The organism is Streptomyces sp. NPDC043867 (genome assembly GCF_056435845.1).
Map to the genome: position 1 here is coordinate 1 of NZ_JBWKDS010000022.1, position 25398 is coordinate 25398.

At 68.7% G+C, this 25398-nt stretch carries 19 protein-coding genes and 1 pseudogene; 11 read left to right on the forward strand and 9 right to left on the reverse strand.

Going from position 1 to position 25398, the window contains the following annotated elements; all coding sequences use genetic code 11:
* Window positions 1–177 precede the first annotated feature (177 nt).
* A pseudogene (locus AC069T_RS21990) lies at window positions 178–1176 on the reverse strand (aldo/keto reductase).
* 61 nt (window positions 1177–1237) lie between these two features.
* A complete protein-coding gene (locus AC069T_RS21995) occupies window positions 1238–1561 on the reverse strand; it encodes a nuclear transport factor 2 family protein (protein WP_478784359.1) in 324 nt (107 codons plus the stop codon).
* 140 nt (window positions 1562–1701) lie between these two features.
* Here AC069T_RS21995 and AC069T_RS22000 point away from each other — a divergent pair, with 140 nt between their 5' ends.
* The 8 genes from AC069T_RS22000 (at window position 1702) to AC069T_RS22035 (ending at window position 9352) form a co-directional block, all read left to right on the forward strand.
* Window positions 1702–2247, forward strand: coding sequence for a DoxX family membrane protein (locus AC069T_RS22000; protein ID WP_478784434.1), 546 nt, complete (start codon window positions 1702–1704; stop codon window positions 2245–2247).
* 36 nt (window positions 2248–2283) lie between these two features.
* Window positions 2284–2631 carry a MazG-like family protein gene (locus AC069T_RS22005; RefSeq protein ID WP_478784360.1) on the forward strand — a complete coding sequence of 116 codons (348 nt, stop codon included), beginning with the start codon at window positions 2284–2286 and terminating at the stop codon, window positions 2629–2631.
* A 743-nt stretch (window positions 2632–3374) separates the two neighbouring features.
* Complete coding sequence (locus AC069T_RS22010; RefSeq protein ID WP_329470511.1) at window positions 3375–4682, forward strand: transcriptional regulator; 1308 nt, start codon at window positions 3375–3377, stop codon at window positions 4680–4682.
* Window positions 4679–5248, forward strand: a complete 570-nt coding sequence (locus AC069T_RS22015; RefSeq protein ID WP_319096224.1) for a helix-turn-helix domain-containing protein — start codon at window positions 4679–4681, stop codon at window positions 5246–5248. Before AC069T_RS22010 ends, AC069T_RS22015 begins: the two co-directional genes overlap by 4 nt.
* Before the next feature lie 170 nt (window positions 5249–5418).
* Window positions 5419–6135, forward strand: a complete 717-nt coding sequence (locus AC069T_RS22020; protein WP_478784361.1) for a ParA family protein — start codon at window positions 5419–5421, stop codon at window positions 6133–6135.
* Window positions 6132–6971, forward strand: coding sequence for a hypothetical protein (locus tag AC069T_RS22025; protein WP_329470512.1), 840 nt, complete (start codon window positions 6132–6134; stop codon window positions 6969–6971). The genes AC069T_RS22020 and AC069T_RS22025 overlap by 4 nt, the downstream gene beginning before the upstream one ends.
* 126 nt (window positions 6972–7097) lie before the next feature.
* On the forward strand, window positions 7098–7409 hold the full coding sequence (locus tag AC069T_RS22030; protein ID WP_062647788.1) for a hypothetical protein: 312 nt from the start codon (window positions 7098–7100) through the stop codon (window positions 7407–7409).
* 320 nt (window positions 7410–7729) lie between these two features.
* Complete coding sequence (locus tag AC069T_RS22035) at window positions 7730–9352, forward strand: hypothetical protein (RefSeq protein WP_319096222.1); 1623 nt, start codon at window positions 7730–7732, stop codon at window positions 9350–9352.
* Between the two features lie 180 nt (window positions 9353–9532).
* On the opposite strand, the gene drmC is transcribed toward AC069T_RS22035, so the two are convergent.
* The 3 genes from drmC to drmA are packed head-to-tail and all read right to left on the reverse strand — an operon-like array spanning window position 9533 to window position 16064.
* Complete coding sequence (drmC, locus tag AC069T_RS22040; RefSeq protein ID WP_078890369.1) at window positions 9533–10294, reverse strand: DISARM system phospholipase D-like protein DrmC; 762 nt, start codon at window positions 10292–10294, stop codon at window positions 9533–9535.
* Entirely contained in the window at window positions 10291–12198 is a 1908-nt protein-coding gene (locus AC069T_RS22045; protein WP_319096221.1) for a DUF1998 domain-containing protein, read from the reverse strand. Before AC069T_RS22045 ends, drmC begins: the two co-directional genes overlap by 4 nt.
* Window positions 12195–16064, reverse strand: a complete 3870-nt coding sequence (gene drmA / locus AC069T_RS22050; RefSeq protein WP_199825089.1) for a DISARM system helicase DrmA — start codon at window positions 16062–16064, stop codon at window positions 12195–12197. The genes AC069T_RS22045 and drmA overlap by 4 nt, the downstream gene beginning before the upstream one ends.
* A 223-nt stretch (window positions 16065–16287) precedes the next feature.
* On the opposite strand from drmA, the gene AC069T_RS22055 reads away from it, so the two are divergent.
* Complete coding sequence (locus AC069T_RS22055; RefSeq protein WP_478784362.1) at window positions 16288–16638, forward strand: antitoxin VbhA family protein; 351 nt, start codon at window positions 16288–16290, stop codon at window positions 16636–16638.
* Complete coding sequence (locus tag AC069T_RS22060) at window positions 16635–17207, forward strand: Fic/DOC family protein (RefSeq protein WP_478784363.1); 573 nt, start codon at window positions 16635–16637, stop codon at window positions 17205–17207. The genes AC069T_RS22055 and AC069T_RS22060 overlap by 4 nt, the downstream gene beginning before the upstream one ends.
* 109 nt (window positions 17208–17316) lie before the next feature.
* Here the strand turns inward: AC069T_RS22060 and AC069T_RS22065 are convergent, their stop codons facing one another.
* The 4 genes from AC069T_RS22065 to AC069T_RS22080 form a co-directional block, all read right to left on the reverse strand.
* On the reverse strand, window positions 17317–21570 hold the full coding sequence (locus tag AC069T_RS22065; protein ID WP_319096219.1) for a hypothetical protein: 4254 nt from the start codon (window positions 21568–21570) through the stop codon (window positions 17317–17319).
* Between the two features lie 12 nt (window positions 21571–21582).
* Window positions 21583–23112, reverse strand: a complete 1530-nt coding sequence (locus tag AC069T_RS22070; RefSeq protein WP_478784364.1) for an esterase/lipase family protein — start codon at window positions 23110–23112, stop codon at window positions 21583–21585.
* Between the two features lie 136 nt (window positions 23113–23248).
* Window positions 23249–23530 (reverse strand): ATP-binding protein, encoded by a 282-nt coding sequence (locus tag AC069T_RS22075; RefSeq protein ID WP_063781183.1) that lies wholly within the window; start codon window positions 23528–23530, stop codon window positions 23249–23251.
* Entirely contained in the window at window positions 23509–24354 is an 846-nt protein-coding gene (locus AC069T_RS22080; RefSeq protein WP_078890370.1) for a tyrosine-type recombinase/integrase, read from the reverse strand. The genes AC069T_RS22075 and AC069T_RS22080 overlap by 22 nt, the downstream gene beginning before the upstream one ends.
* A gap of 170 nt (window positions 24355–24524) precedes the next feature.
* Between AC069T_RS22080 and AC069T_RS22085 the strand changes: the two genes are divergently transcribed.
* Window positions 24525–25397 carry a type IIL restriction-modification enzyme MmeI gene (locus tag AC069T_RS22085; RefSeq protein WP_308418052.1) on the forward strand — a complete coding sequence of 291 codons (873 nt, stop codon included), beginning with the start codon at window positions 24525–24527 and terminating at the stop codon, window positions 25395–25397.
* Window position 25398 lies beyond the last annotated feature (1 nt).

The window sequence follows — 25398 nt, forward strand, 5'->3', positions numbered from 1 at the left end:
GAGTCGACGCGGAGCGTCGGCGACCGACGACAACGCCGCAGATGTGCGTGCCAGACCCCGCGACGCCGGCATGATCCAAACGACAGGCCCTAGGGCGCCGCCGTACTGGGGGGACCTCGGCCGTACGCGGGGTAGGGCCGCGCCGGGATCGGCGCCGCCCTGCCCGGTCCGGGCCGTTCACCGTCCGAGCACGCCGTCGATCTCGGTCAACTGGCGGGCGGTGAGCGGCCCCTTGGCGATCGCGCCCGCGTTCTCCTCGGCCTGGGCGACCGAGCGGAAGCCCGGGATCGGGACGGTGCGCGGGCTGCTCGCCCACAGCCAGGCGAGGGCGCCCTGTGCCAGGGTGCGGCCGTCGCTGGTGAGGATGTCCTTCAGGGAGTCGACCTGCGCGAGCCAGCGCGGGTCGGCGCCCCCGCCTTCGGAGAAGCCGGGCAGCCAGACGGGCGGCGTGCGCGGATGTCCCCGGCCGTGAGCGCGCGCCCCGCGCGGTGCTTGCCGGTGAGCAGCCCCATGGCGAGGGGGCTGCGGTTGATGCTGGCGAGGTCCGACTCCGCGCAGAGCGCGAGGAGTTCGGGGGCGTCCTGGAGCACGTTGAGACGGTGCTGCACGGCCGCGCAGTGCGGGCCGGCCGCGAAGACGGCTGCGCGCTCAGGGCCGTCGGTGCTCCACGCGTAGGCCCGGACGAGTCCCTCACGCACGAACTCCTCGCAGGTGTCGCGCAGTTCGGCGGCACGCTCGGGGTCGGCGTCGGAGAGGTGGAGCTGGTAGAGGTCGACGTGGTCCGTGTCGAGCCGGCGCAGCGAGGCGGTCAGGGCCCGGCGGGCGTACGCCGGGGAGTCGTCGCTCCCTACGAGGAGCCGGCGGTCCTCGTCGATCACGTTGCCCCACTTGGTGGCGACGACCACGTCTGCCCGCCGCTTGCCCAGGGCCCGCCCGAGGACGCGCTCGCTGTGCCCGGCGCCGTACGCGTCCGCGGTGTCGAAGAAGGTGACACCGAGGTCGAGGGCGCGCCGGACGGCCCGTACGGACTCGTCGTCGTCGACCCTGCCCCAGTCGAGGGGCCGCGTCGGCGGACGACCACTCCCCGCCGATGGCCCAGCAGCCGAAGCCGAGCGCGCTCACCTCGATGCCGCTGCGTCCCAGTGTCCTGCGTGCGTGCCGCGTGTTGTTGTTCATGCCGCAGGACGCTAGGAGTTGGAGCGCACACGAGGGCAAGAGCCGCCGCTGGAACCTGTGTTCAGGCCTGGCCGGTCTCGAAGCGGGAGATCCTGCCGTCCTCGATGACGAAGGTCCACCGTGTCTTCATCTCGCCCCAGGTGTCGTTGCTGTAGCGGGCGAGGAGGGAACGGCCGCCGTTGGACTCGTTGTCGACCTCCAGGTGGCCGTGGGAGGAGAAGATCTCCCGGTCGGTCCAGTCGGCGAGGTCACGGTCGGAGCCGTCGTCGGACATGGTGGCGTCCGGGGTGAGAACGGCCAGGAAGGCCGCCTGGTCGTGGGCGTTCACGGCACTGACGAAGGCCCGTACGGCCGGGTCACTGAGCTTGGTCACCTGAATCGTCATGCCAGTCACACTCACATCGCTCCCCCAAGGGCGCCACCCGTACGGCCGCCCGGGCCCGCCGCACCCGGCCGATCGGTGCGAGGGTGAACGCGGGAGGGGTCCATTCCGACGCTGTCCGCCGCTCTGCTCTGGGAGTCATGGTGACCTGTTACGACCGAAACGACCTGGGCCTGCTGCTGCTCCGGCTGGGCACGGGCGGGGTGCTGGCCGCGCACGGGGCGCAGAAACTGTTCGGCTGGTTCGGTGGCGGTGGCCTCTCCGGGACCGCCACGGCCATGGAGTCCATGGGGTACACGCCCGGCAGGGCCAGCGCGACGGCGGCGGGCCTCGCCGAGGCGGGCGGCGGCACGCTGCTGGCGCTGGGCCTCGCGACACCGGCGGCGGGCGCGGCGGCGGCGGGCGGGATGGCGGGCGCGGCGGCGGTGCACGCGCCCAGCGGCTTCTTCGCGCAGAGCGGCGGCTACGAGCACGCCGCGTACCTGGGCCTGGCCGCGGCCGGCCTCGCCGTGACGGGACCGGGGCGGCTCTCCCTGGACCACCTGCTCGGCCACACGGTGAACCGCGGCTGGATGGTGCCGACGGCGCTCGCCGTGACGGCGGCGGCGACGCTGGTGGTGGTCGGCACCCGCAACCAGCGGGTCCGGAAGGCCGCCGAGGGCGAGCAGGACCCCCTCTTCGAGGAGTAGGCGTCACCGCCGGCCTCGGGGCGAGAGACTGCCCCCATGGCTGATCACACCGCTACCGCCGAAGACCTCTGGGCCACGATAGAAGACCTGCACACCTGGCTGGACGACAACCGCACGCACGACGGCCGGGAGGAACTCCTGCTGCGGATGCTGAAGCTCACGGAGGAGGTCGGCGAGGTCGCGCAGGCGGTGATCGGCGCGGCGGGCCACAACCCGCGCAAGGGCACGAGCCACTCGTGGGACGACGTCCGCGCCGAACTCTGCGACGTCGCGATCACGGCCCTGGTCACCCTGCGCACCCTGACCCCGAACGCCCGGGAGACGTTCACGGCGCATTTGGCGGGGGTGGCGGAGCGGTCACTGGGGGGTTCCCGGCCCTGTTGAGGGGAAGCCTGGCGCACGTCCGGCGAGCCACGTTCTCCCCGGATACTCCCCCGAAGGGCCCCGGAACAGAGCGGAAGAGGATGCCTCGCAGGTGGGTGACCTGAGAGGCAGACGAGTCGGGCTGTACGCCGGGTATTCCTGACGCACCTTTCTGACCTGCGCTTTCGTGGGCAGTATCGGCTGTGACCTGCTAGGTCGGGTCGCAGAGGCGACCGGAGGCAGTCAGAGGAAACCGCTCTGATTCGACCCCGATTCGAACCGAGCTGCTCGGAGCCAATCAGAGGCAACCGCCCTCTGTCTTAGTCCGAGTCTGCCCAGGTCAGACGGCGTTGATCGGGCTGTGAACCCGCTGACAGCACTCGGAATCGACCTCGGTCGAGCCGCGATGGGGACGTCTGCCTCCGGCATCGGAGCCAGGCATACGAATGCCTCCAGGATGGCCATCCTGGAGGCATCGCTGGCACCGGTTGGAGGTCGGTACCGGACACCACCCGTGGTTTTAGCGGGCCTGGGTGGCGTCTCTGTCCTTGCGGGACGGCTCCACAGTGCCACACAGCACCCACCAGACAGCTTCTCTCCGACGGCCATTTCACCCAGGCGAGCGACTGGGTCTTCACCATCTGCCTACGGCTGCAGCCGATCTCATTCTGCTCGGAGACCTCACTGGCCGCTACGCGGCGGGCAGTTACAGCAGGCTCGCCTCCGACGGCCGGACCGTGTCCCTACGCGATACCCGTCAGGGCGTGGCCGAACACGGGCACCGGGTCACGGCGGCCATCGCCTGCCATGTCGCTCGCGTCGGCGGCACCGTCGACGAGCTGGCGCAGCTGTTGCTGCATCCCGAGCACGAGGGCGGGTGGCACGCCCGGAGCATTGCGCTGCGGTCCGGGCAGTCGCGTGCCCTGGCGTACATCGGTCGCGTATGGGTCAGCGCCTCGGCCGCGGTCAGCAGCACAACGATGCTGGAATCGCGGCACCACGCGTACGAGGTTCTCGCCGCGCTGCGCGACCGCATCGAGACGACGCCCTGGCGTGGGGAACGTGGGCGGACCGCGCTACGGGTCCTGCGGGCGCATCTGAACTTCGCCGAGATCGCGGGCGGTCCCCTGCACCACGCCAGCGAGCGGCAGACCGCGGAGGAAGCGGGGATATCCCGCACGACCCTCCGGGTCGTCTACGAGACCGTCCTCAAACCGCGGGGCTGGCTGCGACGCCTTCGAGTCGGCCACGGCCGCGAGGGCTCGACCTGGTACCTCGCCGAGGGCAGCCCCGACCGCCACAGCATCCCCGTAGCGCAATCTCGTTTCCGAACCACTCAGTACCCCCCCGACCCGGCACTTGAGGAGTGGTTCACCCCTGAGACGGACACGACGGCCGACCTCGACTCCACCGTCATCGGCCGACTGATGGGCCACGACGCCTTCGCCCACCGCGGTCTCGGCAGCGCCGCACTGGTGATCATCGGTGCACTGCACGCCCGGCCGGCACAGACGGTCGCCGAGCTTGTCGGCTCGTCCTCCGTCTCCCGCGCCACCCTCTACCGCACCTTGCGGCGCCTTGCCGACCACGGCCTCGTCCACCACGGCGGTGAGACCTGGACCCTGGCACCTCGCGCCCTGGAAGGCTTCGGTGACCACCCTCCAGAGGCTGCGGCCGAAGAGATCGCCGAGCCAGCCCGCGGCTGGGACGCAGTCGCGACGCGGCACGGAATCACGGGCGTCGCGGCCCGGCGCAAGGCGGTGCACGCCGCCGAGCGCGCGGCGTACCAGAAAGCACTGGAGCGGCTGTCGGAGCACCGCAGCAAGGCCGTGGTGATCCTCCGCGACGGGCGCCAGGTGCTGGTTCCCGCGCCACGCCCCGACGAAGTTCCCGCCGCGTGGCACGCCCCGGGCGGCTGCGTCCTCGATCCAGCCAGTGGCCGTGCCGCTCCCGGCTGGCGGATTGCCACCGACGGGCGGCTGATCCTCATCACCCCTGCCGACCAGCGCAGTTACGACGAGCTGGCCGCCGCCCATGCCGAAGCCCTCAGCAAATGGGAGTCCGCAGCGTGAACCCACCCCCTCGGCCCACAGCCGGTCACAGCGATCAGATCACCGGGCAAGCACTGCGGGAGCAGTACGAGTCCGGTTCCACCGTGGACCAACTCGTGGCGAGCAGTGGCCTGTCCTACGGCACGGTCCTCAACCGGCTGCACGAGGCCGGGACCGAGATGCGCACCTCATGGCAGACGCGCAGGCTGCGCGACGGGCAAGCCCGCCGCAACCTCGCAGCCCGCCTGCGTCGCCTCTACGAGCAACAGGGCGCCACCCTCGCGGAGTTGGCTGCGGCGGGGTCGGTAACGCGACGTGTGGCTCGGCGGCTGCTGATCGAGGCTGGTGGCACGCCCCGGACCACCCAGCAGACGCTGCGCATCCGCTCCGCGGCCGATGCCGCACGGCGAACGAACCTCGCGTTGTCCCTGCGGGCGCGGTACGAGGCCGGCGCCACGGTGCCGGACCTGGCCGCGGAGTGCAGCTACTCCGTCGGCACCGTCTATCGGCTCCTGCGCCAGGCGGGCACCCGCATGCGGCCCAAGCACAACCACGGCCCGGCCCGTGCCCCGAGGAAGGGGTCATGAGAGCCCCGGCAGGTGTCCCCGGCCGGGCCTGGACCGATGGCGTGCCATCCCGGATCCAGCGCTGCCGCACGAGCCCCTCCTCTGTCCGCACTCAGCTGCCTCCGTGCGTCGGCCTTCTGGTCGATGCACGCACGTCAACACACCTTTCCCGATTCAGGAGATCAAGCACCGTGAGTGAGAACACTCGTACCAAGACCCTGGCCGCGGCCACGGCCAGCGCCTGGGACGCCTTCGTGATCGTTGTCGGCATGCTCAAGGGCGGCACCGGCAAGACCACCTCCGCCTGGTTCATCGCCCTCTACTACGCCGTCGTCCTCGACCTGCCGACGCTTCTGCTGGACGCCGACGCGACCAGCCAGTCCGCCTACGACTGGTTCAAGGTCGCCCAGGCCGCCGGCTTCGAAATTCCCGAGCACCTGATGGTCGAGCGGTACCCGTTCGACGACATCGCCGAGTACATCCGCACCAAGCGCGCCGAGTTCGGCGCGATCGTGGTCGACGCCGGCGGCGGCAGCGCCCGGATCTTCCACGAGGCTGTTACCGAGGCGAACCTGCTGCTCGTGCCGGTCGCCCCCACCAAAATCGAGCGCCGCAAACTCGTGGCCACCTTCGACGAGGCCGAACGCGCCGCCACCCGCAACGAGCAGGGCGTCACCGCCCACGTGGTCATGGTCAAGGCCGACGACCGCACCAGCCTGCCCAGCCGGGCCAAGGACCAGCTGCTGGAGCCCACCGAGGGCGAGGGCATCGGCCCCGACCGCGACGAGCCGTTCCCGCTCGCCGAGACCACCATCCACTCCTGGGTCCACTACATGGAGGCCTTCGGCGAGATCCCCACCGAACTGAGCGAGTACGCCAACCTGATGAAGGAGCTGACCGCAGCATGACCGAACGCATGAAGCCCCCGGCCCGCCGCACCGGCGGCCGTACCTTGGGCGGAGCCAAGAAGACAGCCCCGCCCCCTCCCCCGGCCGCCGAGCTCACCCCCGAGCAGTACGCCGCCGCCCAGGGCGAAGGCCGTCCCGCTGCCAGCGAGCCGCAGGTGCAGTCCGCTCCTTCCGCCGTTCCCGTCGAGGCATCGGCGCGGGGCCGGACCGATGCGGTGCCCGAAGTGGCGCAGTCCTCCGCCCAGCCAACCGTTGAGGTCACACCGAGCGGCTCCGTGCCGAAGCCAGCCACCAGTCAGCCGTTTCGCCCGGCTGTCGTCGCTCCCGAGGCGGGGACAGAGTCCGCTGGAATGCCGGTGGAACGGCAGGTGGCGCCTGTGGCCCCGGCTGCCGATCCTGCAGCACCTGCGCTCCAGCCGACGCAGCCGACCGAACCCGTTGCGCAGCACAGCCCGTCCACGGCTCCTGGCGCAGCCTCGGGCGCCGAGGTGGCGCTTCGCCCCGCAGCTCCTCCGACGACAGGCGGCAACGGGTTCCCCGCGAGGACCGATGTTCCACGGGCTCACCAGGAACAGGACGTGCAATCTCAGGCAGCGCCCCACGAAGGGACACCGTGGGCTCAGGGGGCCGGCCGTCCCAAGGACATTCCCGAAACCGCCGTCGTTCTCAACCAGCGCATCATCACGCGCGAGAGCCTCGACTCATCGGTCCCCGCTGCCCTGAAGTTGAAGAAGCGGATCAAGCGCTTCGCGCTGGACAACGAACTCGACCACCTGCCTATCGGCGACATCGTCTCGGTCGCGCTGGACGAGTGGCTCACTGCCCGCGGGTTCTGAGCCCAACGGCAGTGCACGAGGAGCGGCCGCCCCACTCCAGGGTGCGGCCGCCCCACGTGCCGACTATTCCAATAGCCCAGTAGGCGGATAGCTATCCGCCTAGCCGGACCAACCGGAGCAACTCTCGTGCCCGATGACTCCCCCTACGCGCGCCGACTGCGTGAAATCGCCGCCGCGCTCGACGCCGAGTTCCAGCCAGCCGCAGACGCTCTGACGCCGCACCCCGACACTCTCAACGTCATCAAGGACCGGCACACCAAACGAGGGCAGCTGAACCATGCCGTCCCTGAAGTTCTTCAGTTCCAGCGCCGGATCCGCCGATGCAACGCCGACACCGACATCCCTCGCGGTGACATCGTCGCTCTCGCCCTTGACGCCTGGCTCCGTGCGAAGGGCTACCCGCCAGACCTGAAGCCACTGGGCACAGAATTCCCTTAACCAGACGTCTCACAACGAAAGACGCTGGGGCGCCGGGCTTTACGGTGTGGGTGGCAGCCTGCCGAGATGCCGGGGCAACTGGCGAGCGATTCGAACCTACACACGCCGAAGGCGGCACGCACGCTGACGGCTCCGCGGCGTCCAAGACGCGTCCAACAGTTCACACTTGGCAGCCGGGGGCGGGCACCATCGTCAAGGTGACTACACCACCCGCCCACTGGGATCCGATCTCACAACGCCTGTGGCAATCAGTACGCAACGGCAGTCCCCTCGATCTCACCGCTGCTTCACCCGACGGCACAACGCAAGACCCGCATTCCATGAGCCAGGAAGTCCCTGCCGAGGTTATTGCCGCTCTCCTACTGCAGCCCCCTGCGCCGGAGCCGGGCGTGGTGTCGCGGCTTCAGCTGATCGGCGCACACATCACCGGACGCCTTCAGCTGCACTACGCCGCGGTCGAGATCGCCTTCTCCCTCCTCGATTGTCGGTTCGACGAGCGGGTGGAACTCGCCGACGCCTCCCTACGCGCGGCGGACTTCACCGGCTGCCGCGTACCCCGGCTGAGCGCGGACCGACTGCGCGTCGACGGCGATCTGACGCTCGACCAGCTGGTCAGTGGCGGAGTTGACCTGTTCGGCGCGCAGATCAGGGGTGATCTGTGGCTCACTTCCGCCCGCATCACCGGCAACGGATACGGCTTTGCCGTGAACGGGCCTCAGCTCCGCGTCGAAGGCGGCTTGTACGCACACTCCGCTCACGTGACGGGCGGACTGAACCTGTGGGGCGCCCAGGCCTTCACCCTTGAGCTCACCCAGGCCCGCCTATCTGGGGAGGGGGAACGTCCGGCGTTCCGTGGCGACGGCCTCCACCTCGTTCAAGACCTCCGCTGTACCGACCTGTTGGTCGACGGCGGCGGCATCCGCCTGTTCGGCGCAACGATTGGCGGCCAATGCTGGCTTGCCCGTGCCGACATACGCAGTACCACTGGGTGGGCCGTCAACGCACCTACTCTCACCGTCGGTGGTGGTATCTACGCTGACGGCCTAACGGTTGAAGGGGGCGTCAATCTGTTCGCTGCAGTCGTCGGCGAATCGATAGAACTCACCGCCAGCACGCTCCTTCCTTACCACCAGCAGGCGCTTCGAGCTCCCGGAGCCCGAGTGGAAGCAAACATCACACTGGACAATGCGACACGCGTCGCAGGAACCATGGACCTGACCCGCGCTGAGGTCAAGGGCATCTTTTCCGTCATCGGGACAACATTCGCGCAGGAAGCAACCGTCGACCTGCACCGCGCCGTCCTCGGAGCGCTCCATCTAGAGGCCCTCACTGCGCCACCCGCCACCGTCGACCTGAGCGCTGCCACCATCGTGGCCATCACCGATGCCGCCGACTCCTGGCCCGCACAGATTGCGCTCACCGCACTCACCTATCAAGCTCTCCATCCGGTGATGCCGGCCGCTCACCGTCTGCCCTGGCTGCAGCGCGACACTGACTACCACCCGCAGCCCTACGAACAGTTGGCCGCCTACTATCGTCAACTCGGCCATGACGACGACGCGCGGACAGTACTCTTGGCCCGGCTTCGACAACGGCGGCGTAGCCTGCCAAGGCCTGCCCGAATCTGGAGCTACATTGAAGACGCCACCGTCGGATACGGCTACAGACCGGGGCGCGCGCTCATATGGCTGCTGGCCCTTGTCGCTACCGCTGCCATCGCCTTCTCAGCAGCACCACCACAGCCCGCCCAATCCCACGGACCGTCCTTCCAACCGATCGTCTTCTCCCTCGACCTGATCCTGCCTGTCCTCGACCTGGGTCAGGAAAAGGCGTTCACCCCCGTCGACAGCACTGCCTGGATCGTCTGGCTCAGCTCCCTCTCAGGGTGGCTGCTCGGCACCACCGTCATCACCAGCCTCACCCGTCGCCTCACCCGCTCCTAAACACTTGCAAAACGTGCGTGCCTGAGCACGCAATCTGCCCTTGCGACCAGGCGCGAGCCTTCTCGACTATCCGAACTCGGGGCTCATCCGATGCTCGACGGTGCCACCGGAGCATGGTCCGCGAGGAGTACACCATTGGCTCGATCAGTAGAAGCCATGGTGTAGCGGATAGTAATTGGCTTATGGCAGGAGCCTCAGAATTCCCCGACGCTGCAGTTCCCGAATATGCTCCGCGGCCCTCTGCGGAGCGGCGCCGCCGCTGACAAGCACGCCAGCTTCCAGGTTCCTGCGTACTCCGGATTCGGTGAGGTTTGCGCTGCCCACCAGAAGGACGCGGCGGTCGGCCACAGCCAGCTTGGCGTGCTGCCGTGCACGCTCGTGCTCACGTGCAGAGGGAGCCCAGTGCCAGAGTCTCAGGCCAGACACCGAGGCGAACGCAGCAGCCGGTTCGGGTCCGTCGAGCAGTCCGGCCGCACCCTGCCGGGTTTCGACGACGACATGGACCTCCACACCTCGTGCGACGGCTTCGCGCAGGGCCGATATGAGCGGTGGGTGGCGGCGGGCCGCGTACGTCATGGCCAGCAGTTCAGAGCGGGCCCGGCTGACGACCTCGGTGAGTACGCGTGCAGTCGCGCGGACCGGGACGCCCGGTGTCGCTGGCCCGCTCCACACCGTCCGTACCTCTACTTCGTCTCCGCGCCGGGACCACCCCGCCACGAAGCCGCGAAGGTAGGCAGCAGCCTCGGCCGACGGTATGCAATCGCTGTGGGCTGCCTCGTACAGCGCCCGGATGGCGTCGCCTGCAGCCGGGACCTGGACCAGGAGCAGGGCGTGCTCCAAGCCCCGGCCTCGGGCGAACACACCCGCTAAGTCCTTGGTCCGGGACGGCCCCAGCAGGATGACCGCCTGCTCGGCTGCCGCCTCGAATCCTTGGCGGCTCACGGCCTCAGACTCGCGGGAGTGAGTACCTGGTCGGTGTCGTCACCGAGCGGGACAAGGAAACGCCGGTCCAGGAAACGGTTGCCGCGTTCGCAGGTGGTCTCGGAGACGAAGAGGCAGACGTGGCAGGCCGCGCCGTGCAGGTAGTCCGCAGGGTCCTTCGGCAGCCGTTCGGCGCACAGCGGGTCGGATGAGCAACGGGCCGCGTCCTCCAGGGCCCTGCGCACGATTCTTTCGAAGTGAGCGTCCTCCGTCAGCGAGACGAGGCCGCCGAGAGTGCCCTCGGAGTCGGGAACGGCGGTGTAGATGAGGATGCCGGTACGAGTGGTCTCCTCGTCTCCGGCGTAGATGCGTTCGCCGAGGCTTGCCGAACTGTAGCCGCATTCGAGGGCGATGGTGCGGATCAGCAGATGGGAGAGAGTGTGGAGGACTATGTAGCGTTCGCCGGGCCAGCCTCGCATGGGGTCGAAGGGCCCGGTGATCCGGTCCGACTTCCGGTTGCTGCGGAATCGGCCGAAGGCGTCCCGGTGGGCGGCCATCTGCAGTGATTTCTGCATTCGGTCCTCCCAGTCCGCCATCAGGTTCTCGCGTACCCGCAGGAAGATGCCCTCGCCTCGGACTTCGCTGGCCGGTACCCAGTTCTGCGAGGTGCGAGAGAGGCGCACGAGAGTGGCGATCTCGTCCGATTCAGGGTCGGGGGCGTCGAGCCGGGTGAAGCCGACCAGCGCTCGGGCCTCTCGTAGCCGCTGCACCTGGCGGACGTCCGCAAAGAGTTCGCCGAGTGCCGGGGGCACGGTGACGCTCTCCATCGCGAAGTCATCGGTCGGGTCGGGTACGTGCGGTGCGGCGAGGACGTCCCATTCGGGGCTGAGCAGGTCGGCCGCCACCTCCGCCGCGGGCTGGATCTGCTGTCCGGCGTTGCCCTGCCTGCGGGCCTCGACGGCAGCGATCAGCGCGTCCGGGCCGTACTCCTTGAGGTAGGTGAACTGAGGCATGGCGGCCAGTGCGTCGTAGACCGGGCGCGAGGTGACGTTCTGGAGCTCCACCCAGCGTTCCTCGACGAGTTCGGTCAGGTCCTGGTTTCTGCTCGGTGGCAGGGCGAGGGCACTGAGCGTCATCGGGAACCACTGGTTGGAGGCGCCCGCCACCATCAGAGTGGCCTCGCGGTCGCACCCGTCACTCTCGAAGGCGGACAGGTGCGGATGGCGGCCGCGGCAGGCGGGCAGCTCGGCGCGGCCCCGCTCCCCCATCGCGTCACGGATGTTGCGCTTCTCCCCACAGGCGACGCATTCGAGGGTGACGTTGGCCGCCTGGTTGCCGCCGTGGTCCTTCATGCGCATCAGCGGCCGGGGACTCTTCGCACACGGGTTGCCGTGGTGGACGAACATCGCGTACGGGAACTCGTCGAGGTGCCCATTCGTGCAGACCAGCGTGAAGCGGGCGGTCACGGCGAGGGGCCTGCCGAACTTGCAGTCGCTGTGAGCGAACTTCGCTTCGTGCGGGGTGCGCGGGTTGTTGTTGAGGAAGGTGAAAGCCTCTGAGTCGATGGGTGCGAGCAGGTTGCACGCGGTACAGCGCAGCCACTGCGGGAAGGGCGTGACGGGCACGCCGATGCCTTGGGCGGCCCAGTCCTTGGGGGCGCCGTCGGCACCTTCCATCCAGGGAGCGGAGCGCAGTTCACTGATCTGTGCCCGGCCGTAGAGCTGGAGGGCCCGGTTAACGGCGGTGCGCAGCCGGGGTTCCTCGATGAGGTAGTCGTCGGGGAGGAGCCCGGTGTGGCTCCAGGATTCGAGTCCTTTGACCAGGACGGAGAAGTTAGGCAGGTCGACGAGCGCGCCGACGCCGGCCGTGTACATGAGGTGGCTGGGGCGTGCGGCACCCACGCGCCGATAGTAGTTGCCGCTCATCGCCGTCCCTTTCCTGCCGCGGTTGCGGCGTCTCCGTACTCATCGGCGTCGACCGGTGTGCCACCGTCACCGCCGGTATCCTCATCGGCGGACGTGTCCTTGCTGCCCGCAGCCCCGAAGTACCAGGCGGGGCCGCCGTTGGTGGGCTGGTCCACGAAGTTACCGCCGCCGGGCAGCAGCAGGTTGAGTTCGTTCTCCGTCTCCCGCATGGACATGGGTACGGTGAGTTCGTCCCATCGCGAGCCGTCGGCACGGTGGAGAAGTCCGGTAACCAGGGTGTCCTTCTTCTTCTCCTTGCGGTAGCCCAGGATGCCGCCGCCCTCGCGCCGTTCCTCCCAGCGGTCCTTGAGGGCGTCGATGCGTTCGGTGAGATAGTCCTGCGCGCGTTGACCGCCGACTCGGTCCGCCCGTTCCAGCAGCCGCTGTTCGACCTGCCGGGCGAGGTCGCCGTGAAGATCCACGTGCTGGGCGTCGGTGTTGCGGGAGTTCTCGTAGGCAGCCTGGCGCAACGCCGCGATGTACGTCGGTGCGGTGCCGCGGTCGAGTGCGCGGCGGGTGAACGGGGTGACCGACAGGGCTTCGACCTGGCGGTAGAAGGTCGCGTGGTAGTGCGCGAAGTCCTCGAAGTGCGCCAGGTCGCGCGGCCGGGACCAGTTGTAGAGGGTGACGACCAGGCCGGGACGCCGCGCGTCACGGCCGACGCGGGAGGACGCCTGGATGTACTCGGCGGTGTTCTTGGGCTGGCCGACGACGAGCATCAGGCCGAAGCGGGAGACGTCGACGCCGACCTGGAGCATGGAGGTGGCCAGGACGACGTCCACCGCGCGTTCCTGCACGGGCGTCATGCGGGCCCGCGGTTCGCGCTTGTCCCGCCGTGCCGCCACGTATTCGGCGGCGAAGGCCTTGCGACGCTCCGTGGTGTCCCGTTCCGGGTCGAAGGGGGACTCCAGCCGTTTGAGGGTGGCACTGATGTCCGCCGAGGAGATGCGGGAGGTCAGTTCCTGGATGGTGAGCATCCCGGATTTGGTAGGGATGCGGTTCGCGATCGTGTCGTGCCCCTTGCGGCCGCCGTTGCTACGGACACGGGTGGCGATGTCGTCGTCGAGGTAGCGCCGCATGCCGGCGAGTTCACGGGTGGCGTTGAAGTAGCCGACGAGCGTCATGTACGGGTCTGCTGCGTCTCCGTAGGTGTCGAACTGCTCCTGCGCGGCGAGCAGCAGGATCTCGGCGACCCGGATCTCGGCGGCCTTGAGCCGGGTGCCGTGGGCGCACACGCCGAGGTAGCGGCGGCCTGGGTTGTCCCGGGCGAGTTCCACCTGCCGGGAGAAGAAGGTGTCGCCGACGTCGAGGACCTGTGGCGGGAAGACGGCGACCTGGCGGGCGAAGACGCCGCGCACCTGCTCGGCGGCGCGCTTGGTGGTGGCGGTGGACGCGACGATCTTCGGACCGACGTCGTGACGTACGCCGTCGCGATCGGAGTACGTCCAGCTGCACAGTTGGTCGATGGCGGCCTCGAAGAGTCCGACGGTGGTGCCGAGGGCGCCGGAGATCAGGTGCAGCTCGTCCTGGATGATCAGGTCCGGGGGCCGCAGCCGGGTGACGGGCTGGGCAGCCACCGCTTCCAGCGTCCCCTTTCGGGTGTGACGGCTACGGCAGCCGGTTCGCTCGTCGAGGTCGTCGTGGCGGTAGCCGTGGCGCGGGCACCATTCGGTGACTCGGCCGAACAGCAGCCCGGCGTAGCCGTTCCAGGGCAGCTGGGCGAACTTGTCGACAGTAGCGATGACCATGGCGGGGGCGAGGCGGTAGATCTCCTCGTCGACGGTGAGCACGGGGATGCCCTCGTCGGGTGAACCGAGCCGGGAGAAGGGACAGCGGTCCGCGCCTTCGCCTCGCGGGCAGTACAGCAGCACGCGGCGCCGGTCGGCGTCGTAGTCCATGTTGGAGTGGGCGGTCAGGCCCTGTCCGCACCAGGGGCAGCTGAGGACCTGGATGACGCGTGCGTGCTTGTCGCTGGCACTCTCCCGGGCACCCGCGATCTGCTCCTGTGCCTCGCCGAACCAGTTGGGAGACACGGAGGTCCCCACCCACAGTCCGATACGGAACGGGGTGCCGCCCCAGCGTCGGTCACGCGCGTACTCCTCGCGCCGCAGCACCTCACAGGCGCTCATGAGGGCAGCGGCCCGCTGGAACTGCTGGGCCGTCAGCAGCCGCAGGGTGTAGCGCATGAGGACGGCGACGCCCGCACTGCCGTCGTGGGCCTCGGTGCCGCTGCCCACGATGCCTTGGAGCCTGCGCAGGGCGAAGGTGTACGCGGCGAGGCCCAGGTAGGCCTCGGTCTTGCCGCCGCCGGTGGGGAAGAACAGCAGGTCGACGAGGGCCTCGCGGCCAGTGCCGCGGTGCGGGTGGCCGGGTGCGCTCAGTGAGGCGAGGTTGAGCAGGACGAAGGCGAGCTGGAAGGGCCGCCATTCGGCCGCCTCCTTGCCCTGTGCGTGCACCTCCTCATGGGCGCGTCGGTAGGAGGCGGGGTCGTCCTCGTGTCCGGCGCGTCGGCCGGCGATGGCGGTGTTGCGCCGCTGGAGGGCCATCGCCCGGTTGGCGAACCGGAACGCTTCGAGCGCGTCGTCGTCCGTGGACAGGACGTCGATACCGAAGGCGATGCGGTGACACACGTCCTCGGCCTGGTCGATGGCCGCCTCTGCGGCTGTACGCAGGTCGGCGGGGAGGGTCCGCGTCTTCTCCCGCTGGGTCTGGAGCCAGGTGCTGTAGCCGTCGGCAAGCGGGGCCAGGGCTGCGCTCAGTTCCGCGCGGCGTCCGGGCAGGGCGAGGGCCGCGAGTTCGTCCATGCCGAGTTCCAGCCCGGCCAGCAGCGGCTGTTCATCGATTTTGGGGGCGGTGGTGGCGCGCACGTCGTACTCCGGCAGCCAGGTGGTGGCCAGCCGGTGGGCCCGCCGCTCGCCGTGGCGGACGCCGGCCGTGACGGCGACGTTGCGGCCGACGGCGTAGCGGAGGCTGTCGCGGTAGAGCAGGCGCAGCCGCCGCTCCTCCGGTTCCTCGGAGGCCCCGGCGGACCGGGGGTCGAGCGGGTCGTCGATGGGCAGGAAGACGGCCGCCCGGTCGTCGGGGAACGCGGTCATCTCCAGACCGGTCTGGAACAGCCACTGGGTGTCCCTGCGGTCGGAGGTGCTCTCGGGGAGCCGGTTGACGAGAGCGACCTCCACGACGCGCAGGTCCTCGCCGGCCGCTCCCGCCGGGCGTTCACGGACCTGTACGTCGAGGTGGATGCCGTGAGTGTCGTCCCCCTCCAGGACGCGCCGCTGGTCGCCGGCACGGGTGACCTGGACGTCGATGGGGTGGTGCATCACGGGCTCGCGCCCCCACACCCGCACAGGGTTGGGGCTGGTGTCGACGATCCTGTCGGTCAGCGAGTACCGCCCCCAGCGGGCGGTGACGCTGAGGGTGCCGATGGACGCCGGGACCACGAAGGACAGCCCCATGGAGGAGGCCCAGATACGGCCGGCGGCCTGCGGGGTGAGGCGTTCGGGCAGCTCGCCGCCCTCGGCGGCCTGCCCGTCGTCGCTGCCGAGCTCGTCGTCGCCGGTCTGGGCGGCACTGCGAGCCATCCGGCGGGCGTCGTCGCCACCGTCCGGGCGGGGCCCGAGCATGCCCACGAGGTACCGGTCGCGCGGCCCCGCCGACCGGTGCGGCAGTTCCTCCGTCTCCCCGTCCCATGGGCCGAGGAGGTCCCGCCGGATGTACGTCACCAGCCCGTCACGTACGTCGTACGAGTCCCCGGGGCGGAAGGTCTGCGGCACCTCATTCAACGGATGCGGCGGCACGCCGGGGGCGGCGGGCAGGGACGACGGCATGGGGCGGGCCCTTTCTGCCAGGTGGTGAGCCAATGGGGTGAGGCTATCGCGGGGGTGTGACAGTGCGAGCGGCTTCAGCATGATGTCGATTGACTTAGTTCACACCAGTTTTGCGAGATCAGCGGACGTAATGAGCTGCGCTCTCCGCCACACCCACGCGTCCCACCGAAATCCGTACTAGTATCTGTACAGAATCAAGACTCTATATGGGTACGGTGACAGCATGGAGATCCCCGAAGTCGTGACTGTCAGCGACGCGCGCGCGAGACTGTCGCGGATCCTGACCGACCTGTCGGAGTCCGGCGCGGATGCCGACCCGGTCCTGATCGGCGCCCACCGCAAACCCCAGGGCGTCCTCCTGTCCGTCGAGGCCTTCGAGGCGCTGAGCAGCCGAGCGGCACGACGTGCGGCCGTCGCCTCGGCCACGGGCTCCATCGAGGCCGAAGGGCTCCACGCCTCCGAGGCCTCCGACCGCGACACCGAGGCGTACGTGAAGGGCGACCTCGACGCGGACGCCCTTGTCACCCGCGCGATCACCCGCCACCGTCAGACCTCGGAGCGGCGGGCAGGGTGAACGATCCGTACGCCATGCCCAACGGCGTGCTGCGCAACAAGCTCGGCATCACCGACCATCAACCGCTCGCGGCAGCAGAGGCGGACATCACCCGGGCGCGCCTCGTCCTGCTCGCCGAACGCCCCCTGCCCGGTGCGTACGACCTCGGTCATCTCCAGGCGTTCCATGCCGCGGTCTTCGGGGACATCTATGCGTGGGCAGGCGAGTTACGCACCGTGAACATCGCCAAGCGCACGCCGTTCTGTCCGGCGAGAAACCTGGTGCCCTACGCCGGAGAGGTCTTCGGTCGTCTCGCCTCCTCCGGCCATCTGCGGGATCTCCCCCGCCAGGAGTTCGCAATCCGACTGGCCGAGCTGTACGGCGACATGAACGTCCTCCACCCGTTCCGCGAGGGCAACGGCCGCGCCCAGCGAGCGTTCCTGGCCCAGCTCAGCGCTGACGCGGGATACGACGTGAACTGGTCGGGCATGGACGCCCAGCGCAATGAGGACGCCTCGGTGAAGAGCTTCCTCGGCGACAACAGCCTGTTGGAGCAACTGCTCGACGAACTCATCACCACCACGGGCTGACACCGTCGCCACCGACAGGCGGCACGGCGTCTGGCGTCCGGCACGTCAGGCCGACACGGAGTGCGCCGGTGCCGGGCGGAAGGCCGGGCACCTGGGCCGGAAGCGGGGTTCAGGACCCGCCCGTGAGGTTCGATGCCGCTTCGAGGCTCACCTGCACCAGGCCTTCCGCTGTGGCCAGGGCCAGGTCTCCGTCAACGCAGGCGACGTCGTTCACGCAAAGGCCCAGGGGGATCCTCAGCGTCTCGGTTCCCGTCTCGCAGTTCCAGAAGCGGACGGTTCCGTCGCCGTCACCCGTGACCAGCATGGTTTCGCGGCCCGGGATCGGGTACGACTCCACGGCGGTCACGCCTGGATGGGCTAACGGCTCCCCTACGGCCTGGCCGGTCATGAGGTTCCACAGCCGCACGACCCCGTCCTCACCACCCGTGGCCAGGAGAGACTGGCCGCCAAGGCCGACGAACGCGGACAGGGCCCGCACGCCACCGGCGTGATCCGTCACCACCTCACCGGCCTTCTCACCATTGCCCGGATCCCACAACCGCACCACGCCGTCCTCACCACCCGTGGCCAGGAATGACCGCCCACCGAACCCGGCGAACGCCGATAGAGCACGCACCCCACGGGCGTGATCCGTCACCACCTCACCGGTCATCTCGCCGGTGCCCGGATCCCACAACCGCACGACCCCGTCCTCACCGCCCATGGCGAAGACGAGCCTTTCGTCATCGTCCTGGACGACTCGGACCGTGGTCACCGTGAGGACATCACCGTCATGTTCGGTCTCCAGCCCGTCGACCTGCTCGCCCTCGGCCGGGTCGAACACGCGCAGCTTCGATTCGCCGTCCACGGCGGCGATCAGGGTCTGTTCGTCCTCGCCGCTGAAGGATGTCAGCGTCCGCGTGGTCGTCACGGCGTCGTCGAACGGCACGCCTGCCGTTCGGCCGTCGTGCGGTGCCCAGATCCGTAGCGTGTGGTCGTCACCGCCGGTGGCCAGCAGTGGGTGTGTGCCAGACAGAGGCGGCACCGGCGACACAGTCCTCACCCAGTTCTCGTGGCCTGTCAGAGGCGCTGTCACCGGCTCGCCGCCGACCGGATCCCACAGTCGTACGCTGTTGTCTTCGCCGGCGCTGACGAGCAAGGTCCGTTCACCGGCCTCGGTCTTCTCGACCAGCGTTCCCACCGCGCGGACCGGCTTGCCGTGGCCGGTGAGAGGTGCCCTGGTCTGTCTGCCGATGTCCGGGTTCCAGATCCGTATCGTCCCGTCCTCACCGCCCGATGACAGCAGCACCTGCCCTTCCCGCCCCTTGAACACCGCGACGGAGAAGACGGCTCCCTCGTGACCGGTGAGGGGATCGGTGGTCTCCTTCCCGGTGGCCGGGTCCCAGATCCGTATCGTGCCGTCGTTGCCTGCGGTGGCCAGGCGAACATGCCTATCTTGGCCGTCTAGGCCAACAAACGCCGCCACCGAGTAGACGTCGCCGTCGTGGCCGGTCTCCACGAGCCGTTCGGTCTCCTGGTCGGTGTGCAGGTCCAGGTCCATCGCATACTCATCCAGGCCTCCCACCGCCAGTTCCTTGCCGGTCAGCGGCTCCCAGACGCGTAGCGTCCCGTCTCCGCCTCCCGTGGCCAGCAGCGTTTGCCCGTCGGCGTCTTCGAACGCCGCCACGCAGTGAACCCAGTCGTCGTGGCCGGTCAGTGGCTCCCCCACTGTCTCTCCCTTGACAGGGTCCCAGATGCGTACCGTGCCGTCCGCGCCCCCGGTGGCCAGCAGAGTCCGCCCCCTCGGGCCCGCGAACTCCGCGATCGACTGGACGGCGCCGTCGTGCGGCGTCACCGGGTCCCCCACGGTCTCCCCCCTCACCGGATCCCAGATCAGCACCGCCCCGTCGTCACTACCCGAAGCCAGGAGCACCCGCTGTGAGGCGTCCGTGAACGCCACGAGGGTCTGTACCGAGCCGGTGTGACCGGTGAGACGCAAGTGGGGTGCATGGCGCTTCAGTTGGCCCCAGGCCACGGACCAGGCCGCATCAGGGTCGGAAGATCTCCTGCCGAAGCGCTGTACGACGGTCTCCGGCGTGCAGCGAAGGCTCGCCAGCTCGCGCAGTCCTCGCCGATCCCGGGGGTTCGCTTTGGTGAGCTGCTCTCGGGCGAACAGGACTCCCGCCACCGCCGGAGGCAGCTGGAATCGGCCAAGGGCTCTGAGCATGACACTGGAGACGACCGCCGAGGGGTTCAGCCGGTCGAGCAGTTGGGGACGGTCCGCCAGGGCTTGCCATCCGTCGGGCCCGGCGAGACCGGCATGGGTGGGCAGGTGTTGCACGACATAGGGGTTGGGGCGCTGCTCCGGCCCGGTCGGGGGCGTCGCCAGGTGCTCGGTGATACGGCGGTGCCGGTCGTCGTGCGCGGAGGACGGAACCGTCCGGGTGAAGTGCTCGGAGAAGGTCCGGTGGGCCAGTCGGTACACGCTCTGCCCGGATTCCGTGTCAAGCAGGAGGTAGGGGGCCGCCGTCCATGTCAATTCTTCGATATCCGCGTCGGTGACCTTCATGTCAGGGCTGTCGGCGAGTGCTGTAGCGACGTCGGCCCACACACCCCCGGTCAGGGGCAGGCCGTGCCCCTGTGCCAGGGCCAGCGCCTCCAGCAGGGCCTGGTTGACAGGAGCCTTCTCGGCCAGCCGGTCGACGGCGCGGGCGAAGAGCCGACGGTGGTCGTCCTCAAGCAGCGGCCCGGGGTCGTCGGCGAGTCCCGGAGTGGCGATGATCTCGTGCACCGCCAGGCGTGCGTAAAGGAACTCCCGCTCAAGGCACCCGAGTGCTTTCGCCAGGTGGTCGATCTGTGCGGGCTCCACCTGGAGTTCACCCCTGCTGCGCGCTACCTCCAGGCGTCGCTGGATGTAGCTGGTCATGGCCTCCTCGTCACGGTCAACGTGAACGACCTTCCGGTTCCGCTCCCGGCCGACGCCCAGAGCGTCAGTGAGGTCCCGGTCCGCCGGCTCCGGCAGGTCGGGGCCTTCGAGTGTGGAGCCGCGCGTGCCGACGACGACCCGAACACCGGGGAGATCCGCCAGAGGGCTCAGGATCCGCTCGGCGATCGTCAGAGGCAGGCGGGCCTCGTCGAGTGCGTCCGCCAGGACGGTGAAAGCGGGATCGTCGGCCTCAGGAACCTGTTCCGCAACGGGGTCGTCCGTCCTGCGGAACTGCTGGATCAGCCACGAGCACTGTTCGGCGATCGGCCCCTCGGGAGGGGTGGGGAACCCGGCTGCCGCGGCGATCCGCAGCACAACCTCCCTGGGTGTCGCCCCAGTCAGGTGGAGGACCAGATCGAAGGCTTCATAGGGGCGGGGGCTGCCGAGGGGAAGGGGGTCGAGCTGCCGGTGGCGGATGAGGATGTCGGAGAGCTCACGCCGGGAGTGCACCAGGACATGCCCGAGCAAGGCGGACTTTCCCGATCCTGCCGCTCCGGTGACAACGAGCATGCCCGGTGCGGCACGGGCGAGCCAGCAGAGGATCTCATGACGTTCCTCGACGCGCCCCTGGAAGTACCAGGTCTGCTCACCGAGTTCGGCACCACTGGCCTTGGGGACGAAGTGACGCCGTTCGTCGTCGGTCAGGGACGCGATGACGGCATCGATTTCGGCGACCACATCCAGCGGTGCCTGAGTATGCGCCGCGATGGTCGACCGCGTGCGCCGCAGCACGGCACGCCCCGTATCCGTCTTCGGCGTGACAGGGCAACCTTGGAGGTTGCGGTTCAGTTCCGTGGCGAGGTCGTGCAGGTCGATGGTCTGCTGTGCGCGGAAGGTCACCGTGAGGACGGTGGTCAGCGCTCTGCGGAACGCACCGAGCGTGGTACTCCCGTCCTTGGACGTCGCCACGAGCAGAAAGTTGTGGACGTCCCCATCCCGGTAGGCGTCCCCGGTCAGCAGTTCGACGAAGCGCCCGGAGGTGCAGGCGTCGATGATGACGATGGCCCAGCCGGCGCCGTTCCTGCCCTGCCTGGCCTTGAGGTGCCGCAGCAGAGTGGGTGGGTCGATGCCGTCTGGGGCGACAAGCTTGGGACTGTGGGCGTGTGCCAGCAACGAGGTGGGCCCTCCGTCACTGAAGCCGTGACCGACCCAGTAGAGGACGGTGTCGCCGATGTCTCGGGGAGCGGACCACGTCGTCAGGCGCGTGGTGACGGCTTCAACCCCGCGGTCCTCCGGGGAAACCGGCCAGGGTTCGGTCTGGGAACCGAACGGCTTCAGCAACGCCTCGATGCCTTCGATCTCGGGATCCGTCTCCAGCCCGGGGAGGTGGAGATAGACACCGATGCCGATGGGGAAGAACTGCAGAGGTCTTCCGTCAGTGCTGTCGGAGATGGTCATGACGCACTGCGCTCAGTCGTCGTCGGAGTCGAGCGCCAGGACAAGTTGGGTGACGGGGGCGTTGCCGCCGGTACCGGCCCTGACCCGGTAGAGGCCCGGCCCGGGAAGGGTGATCGAGGCACCGATCTCACCGTCGTGCCAGCCGAGCCGACCGGTGGCAACACGCAGGCCGGTCTCGGCGTCCTGCACAGTGCAGGTGATCCCGGCATACGTGTCCAAGACGGAACCCGGTCCGGGCCTCAGGCGCAGCAACCAGGGCCGGCCCGCCTCGACGCAGTCCGGGACGTCCAGACCGATGTCCCCCTCACCCACCGCGGGGCCGAGGTCCTGATCGTGCTCGGTGAGCACCGCGCGGATATAGGCGATGGCGACGCTGTCCTTTGCCAGGGCACCGTGCTGCAGCGGGAGTGGGGTCACGCCCATGGTCGGGCCGAAGGAAGCGGCGTCCCGGTAGACCGTGCCATCCCCGGCCCGGTCCCTGCGAAGCGGGATGCCGTTGCGGTCACGGGCCAGGCCCCCGTCACCGTTGCGCTCGAACGAGAGGTACTGCTCGTGCACCACACCACTGTCGAGACGCAGACTTTGCACGGTCGGCTGCGCGACGCCGACGACAGCGCGGTGCCCCGGCAGCGCAGGTCCCTTCTCCCGCAGGTGCTGCTGGAACTCCTGCGCCTCGCGGGCGAGTTCGGCATCTCCTCCCAGGACTGCCACGTCGGCCGGGGCGAGCCGGTGGACATCGAGACCCGCGTCGACGCAGCGGTAATCTGGCAGCAGGTCGTGTACACCGGGCAGTGTCGCGCACAGGGCCTGCATTCGGCGCCGCAGCCGGGCGGGCAGCCGGCCGGAGTGGTCACCATTGAGGATGACGGCCGCCATGACCGAACCCAGGAACGGGGTACCGAGGGTGACCACGGCCCTGGTTTCAGGGGTCAGGTCGCTGCCCTGGGAGGCGGCGTGGGCGAAGGCGGCCCGGGTGACCAGTCCGCCCATGGAATGGGCGACGAACACCAAACGCGCCTCGCGCTCGTCCGGATGCGAGCAACGTGCCCGAGCATGCTCCTCGCTGGCGCGCCACCGCGCCAGGTGATCGTGAGCGGCTTCCGCCAGCCGCGCTCCATTGACGGCGACGGGGAGCCGCCAGTCGTACGCGAACTCAAGTACGGCCTTGGGGCGGGCGACAGCACGGACGGCGTCAAGAAGATCGCCGTACGGCTCGAAGCCCTTCAGGAACGGCGCCACCGTCGGGACGCGCAGCAACTCGGTGGCTTCGATCCGACCGTACCGGCCGGATCGTTCGTCGTCGTCCAGGTGCAGCGGGCGCATCCCGTCCTCGTGCCGCCATGCCTCGACCACCCACCGAGGATCACGCAGTCCCCACACCAACCGCCCGGTCGTGGTGTCGCGCAAGGCGCTGCCCATGATCCCCGGCACCACGATCACCGCATCATGCGTGGCATCCCGGATCACGGGTGGTGTCGGCGTCCAGGGCGCCACGCCCGCGCCAAAGGACATACCGGCTCGCTCGGTCCCCCCATACGTCATGCGGGAACGATATCCGGCATGCCTCACGCGGAGGCGGGAAAGCCGAGGACCGTAGGCGTGGCGACACTGTAGCGCGTTGCCCAATGTCGCGCTCATTGAAGGTAGTTGTTCTTGTTCGAAAGGCTCCACCGAGGCGTCAGCAGTGACTGGGCGCCCGATCCACCTCGGCCCACAGCGTCTTGGTGCAGGGGCCCTGCGGTCCCGTGCACCAGCGGTCGGCGAGGGCTTCCACAAGTAGCAGCCCGCACCCCGACTCGGCCTCCGTCGCTGGCAGTTCGGGCAGTCTCTGGGTGTAGGCGGGAAGCCCGCCCGGCCGGGTGTCGGTGACCTCGACACGCACCGACTCCGGCGTCAGCGTCAGGCACAGCGCGAAGTCCCGTCCCGACGCGCAGCCGATCAGGCGATGCGGGCGCGACACTGTTGACAGCCTGTCACCCCTCGCTCACCATCGTGCCTCTTGCGGTTGGGGTCTGCGCCCGGCAACAACCCGATCACCTTGTGGATTTGATCGTCGGCCACTGCCGCATACCCTGCGGTCGTCGCCGGTGAAGCGTGCCGCATCAGGCGCTGGGTGAGCAGGAGATCACGCCCCGAGGCGCGATAGACGGCTGTCCCGAAGCGGTGCCTCAGCTGGTGGTAGCGCATACGGATGCCCTCCTTGGCCGCGATGGCAGCGACCGTGCGCGAAACTCGCTCAGGGGTGACTCCGCCCCATAGGCGCCCCTCGGCCGTGAGGTCTAGCTTCTGAGTGACAACGGGAGGGACCGGGACGATATCGGTACGTCCACCCTTGCCTTGCACCCGCAGGACGACCTCGCCGTCCTGGAGAACCGATATGTCCTCACGTCTGAGCTTGGCTGTCTCATGCGCTCGCAGACCACAGAAGGCCCCCAAGAGCACCCACGCGCGATGATGGCCCCGTGCGACTGAAGTAATGCGGGCCAGGTCCCCCTCCGGCAGAGGGTTCGGCGTTGAACGCGGTGCCGGCGGCTTTCGAATGCCTGTGACAAGATCTACGCCTCTCCATCTACCAAAAGCCTGTAAGTGGTTGAGGTAGGTCCGCCGGGACCACGGCTTGAGCGAGCGCACCGCGAAGTAGGCCATCACATGATCGACTGTTAAGTCCTCAACCCGAACGAGGGCCGCCTTGGCGATGGCGCGAATACAGCGGGCTCTGGCACGGATGGTGTTGATCGAGTATCCGTCCACATGCTGTGCAGCAATGAAGGCATCGAGGACCATGAGGGGAACGTGTGCACCAACGGGGTTGGCAAACCAGACTCACCATCACATGGCCATTAAGCATTCAATAATGTCTTAAAGTATGAGATTTCGGCATCCGACTGGTATCTGGGGACGCCTCGGGGCGACCAGGCGCCTATATCGGCTCCTACGTCCTAGGCAAGGGCTTCATCCTGTCGCCCCAGCAGGCCGAGGAGCTCATCCAGCGCGACCCGCGCAACCGCGACGTCCTCTTCCCCTACCTCAACGGCGAGGACCTCAACTCCCGTCCGGACTGCTCGGCGAGCCGCTGGGTGATCAACTTCCACGACTGGCCCGAGGAGCGGGCCCGTGAATACCCTGAAGTATTCGCCATCGTGGAACGCGACGTGAAGCCCGAGCGACTCAAGAACAACCGCAAGGTCTATCGCGATTACTGGTGGCAGTATGCAGAGAAGCGTCCGGCCATGCTTAAGGCGATCAAGGGACTGGACAGTGTCTTGGCGGTGGCACTCGTGTCCCGAACCGTGATGCCAGTTTCGGTACCGACAGGACAGGTCTTCTCACACATGCTTGGGGTGTTCGCAGCTTCGGATTCTGCCCACTTGGCGTTGCTGGACAGCGGTATCCACTACGCGTGGGCAATCGCACGGGCGTCCAGCCTCAAGGGAGACCTTCGCTATACGCCGTCAGATGTTTACGAGACAATGCCGTTGCCTACCGGCAGCACGACCATGGCCGTTGCAGGTGCCGAGCTTGATCAAATCCGGCGATCTGTCATGCTCCAACGCGGCCTTGGTCTGACCAAGCTCTACAACCTCGTTCACGACCCGAGCATCATCGACGCAGATATCCATGCTCTGCGTGCAGCACATGTGGAGGTCGACCATGCCGTGATGCAGGCCTACGACTGGCAAGACCTGCACTTCCGGCACGACTTCACAACGACTCGAAAGAGCACGCGCTTCAGCCTACCCCAGCCGGTCCAGACTGAAGTGATCGACCGATTGCTCGAACTGAACCACGCCCAGCACGGGGGAAAAGCCGACTTCCTGCTCTTTTGAA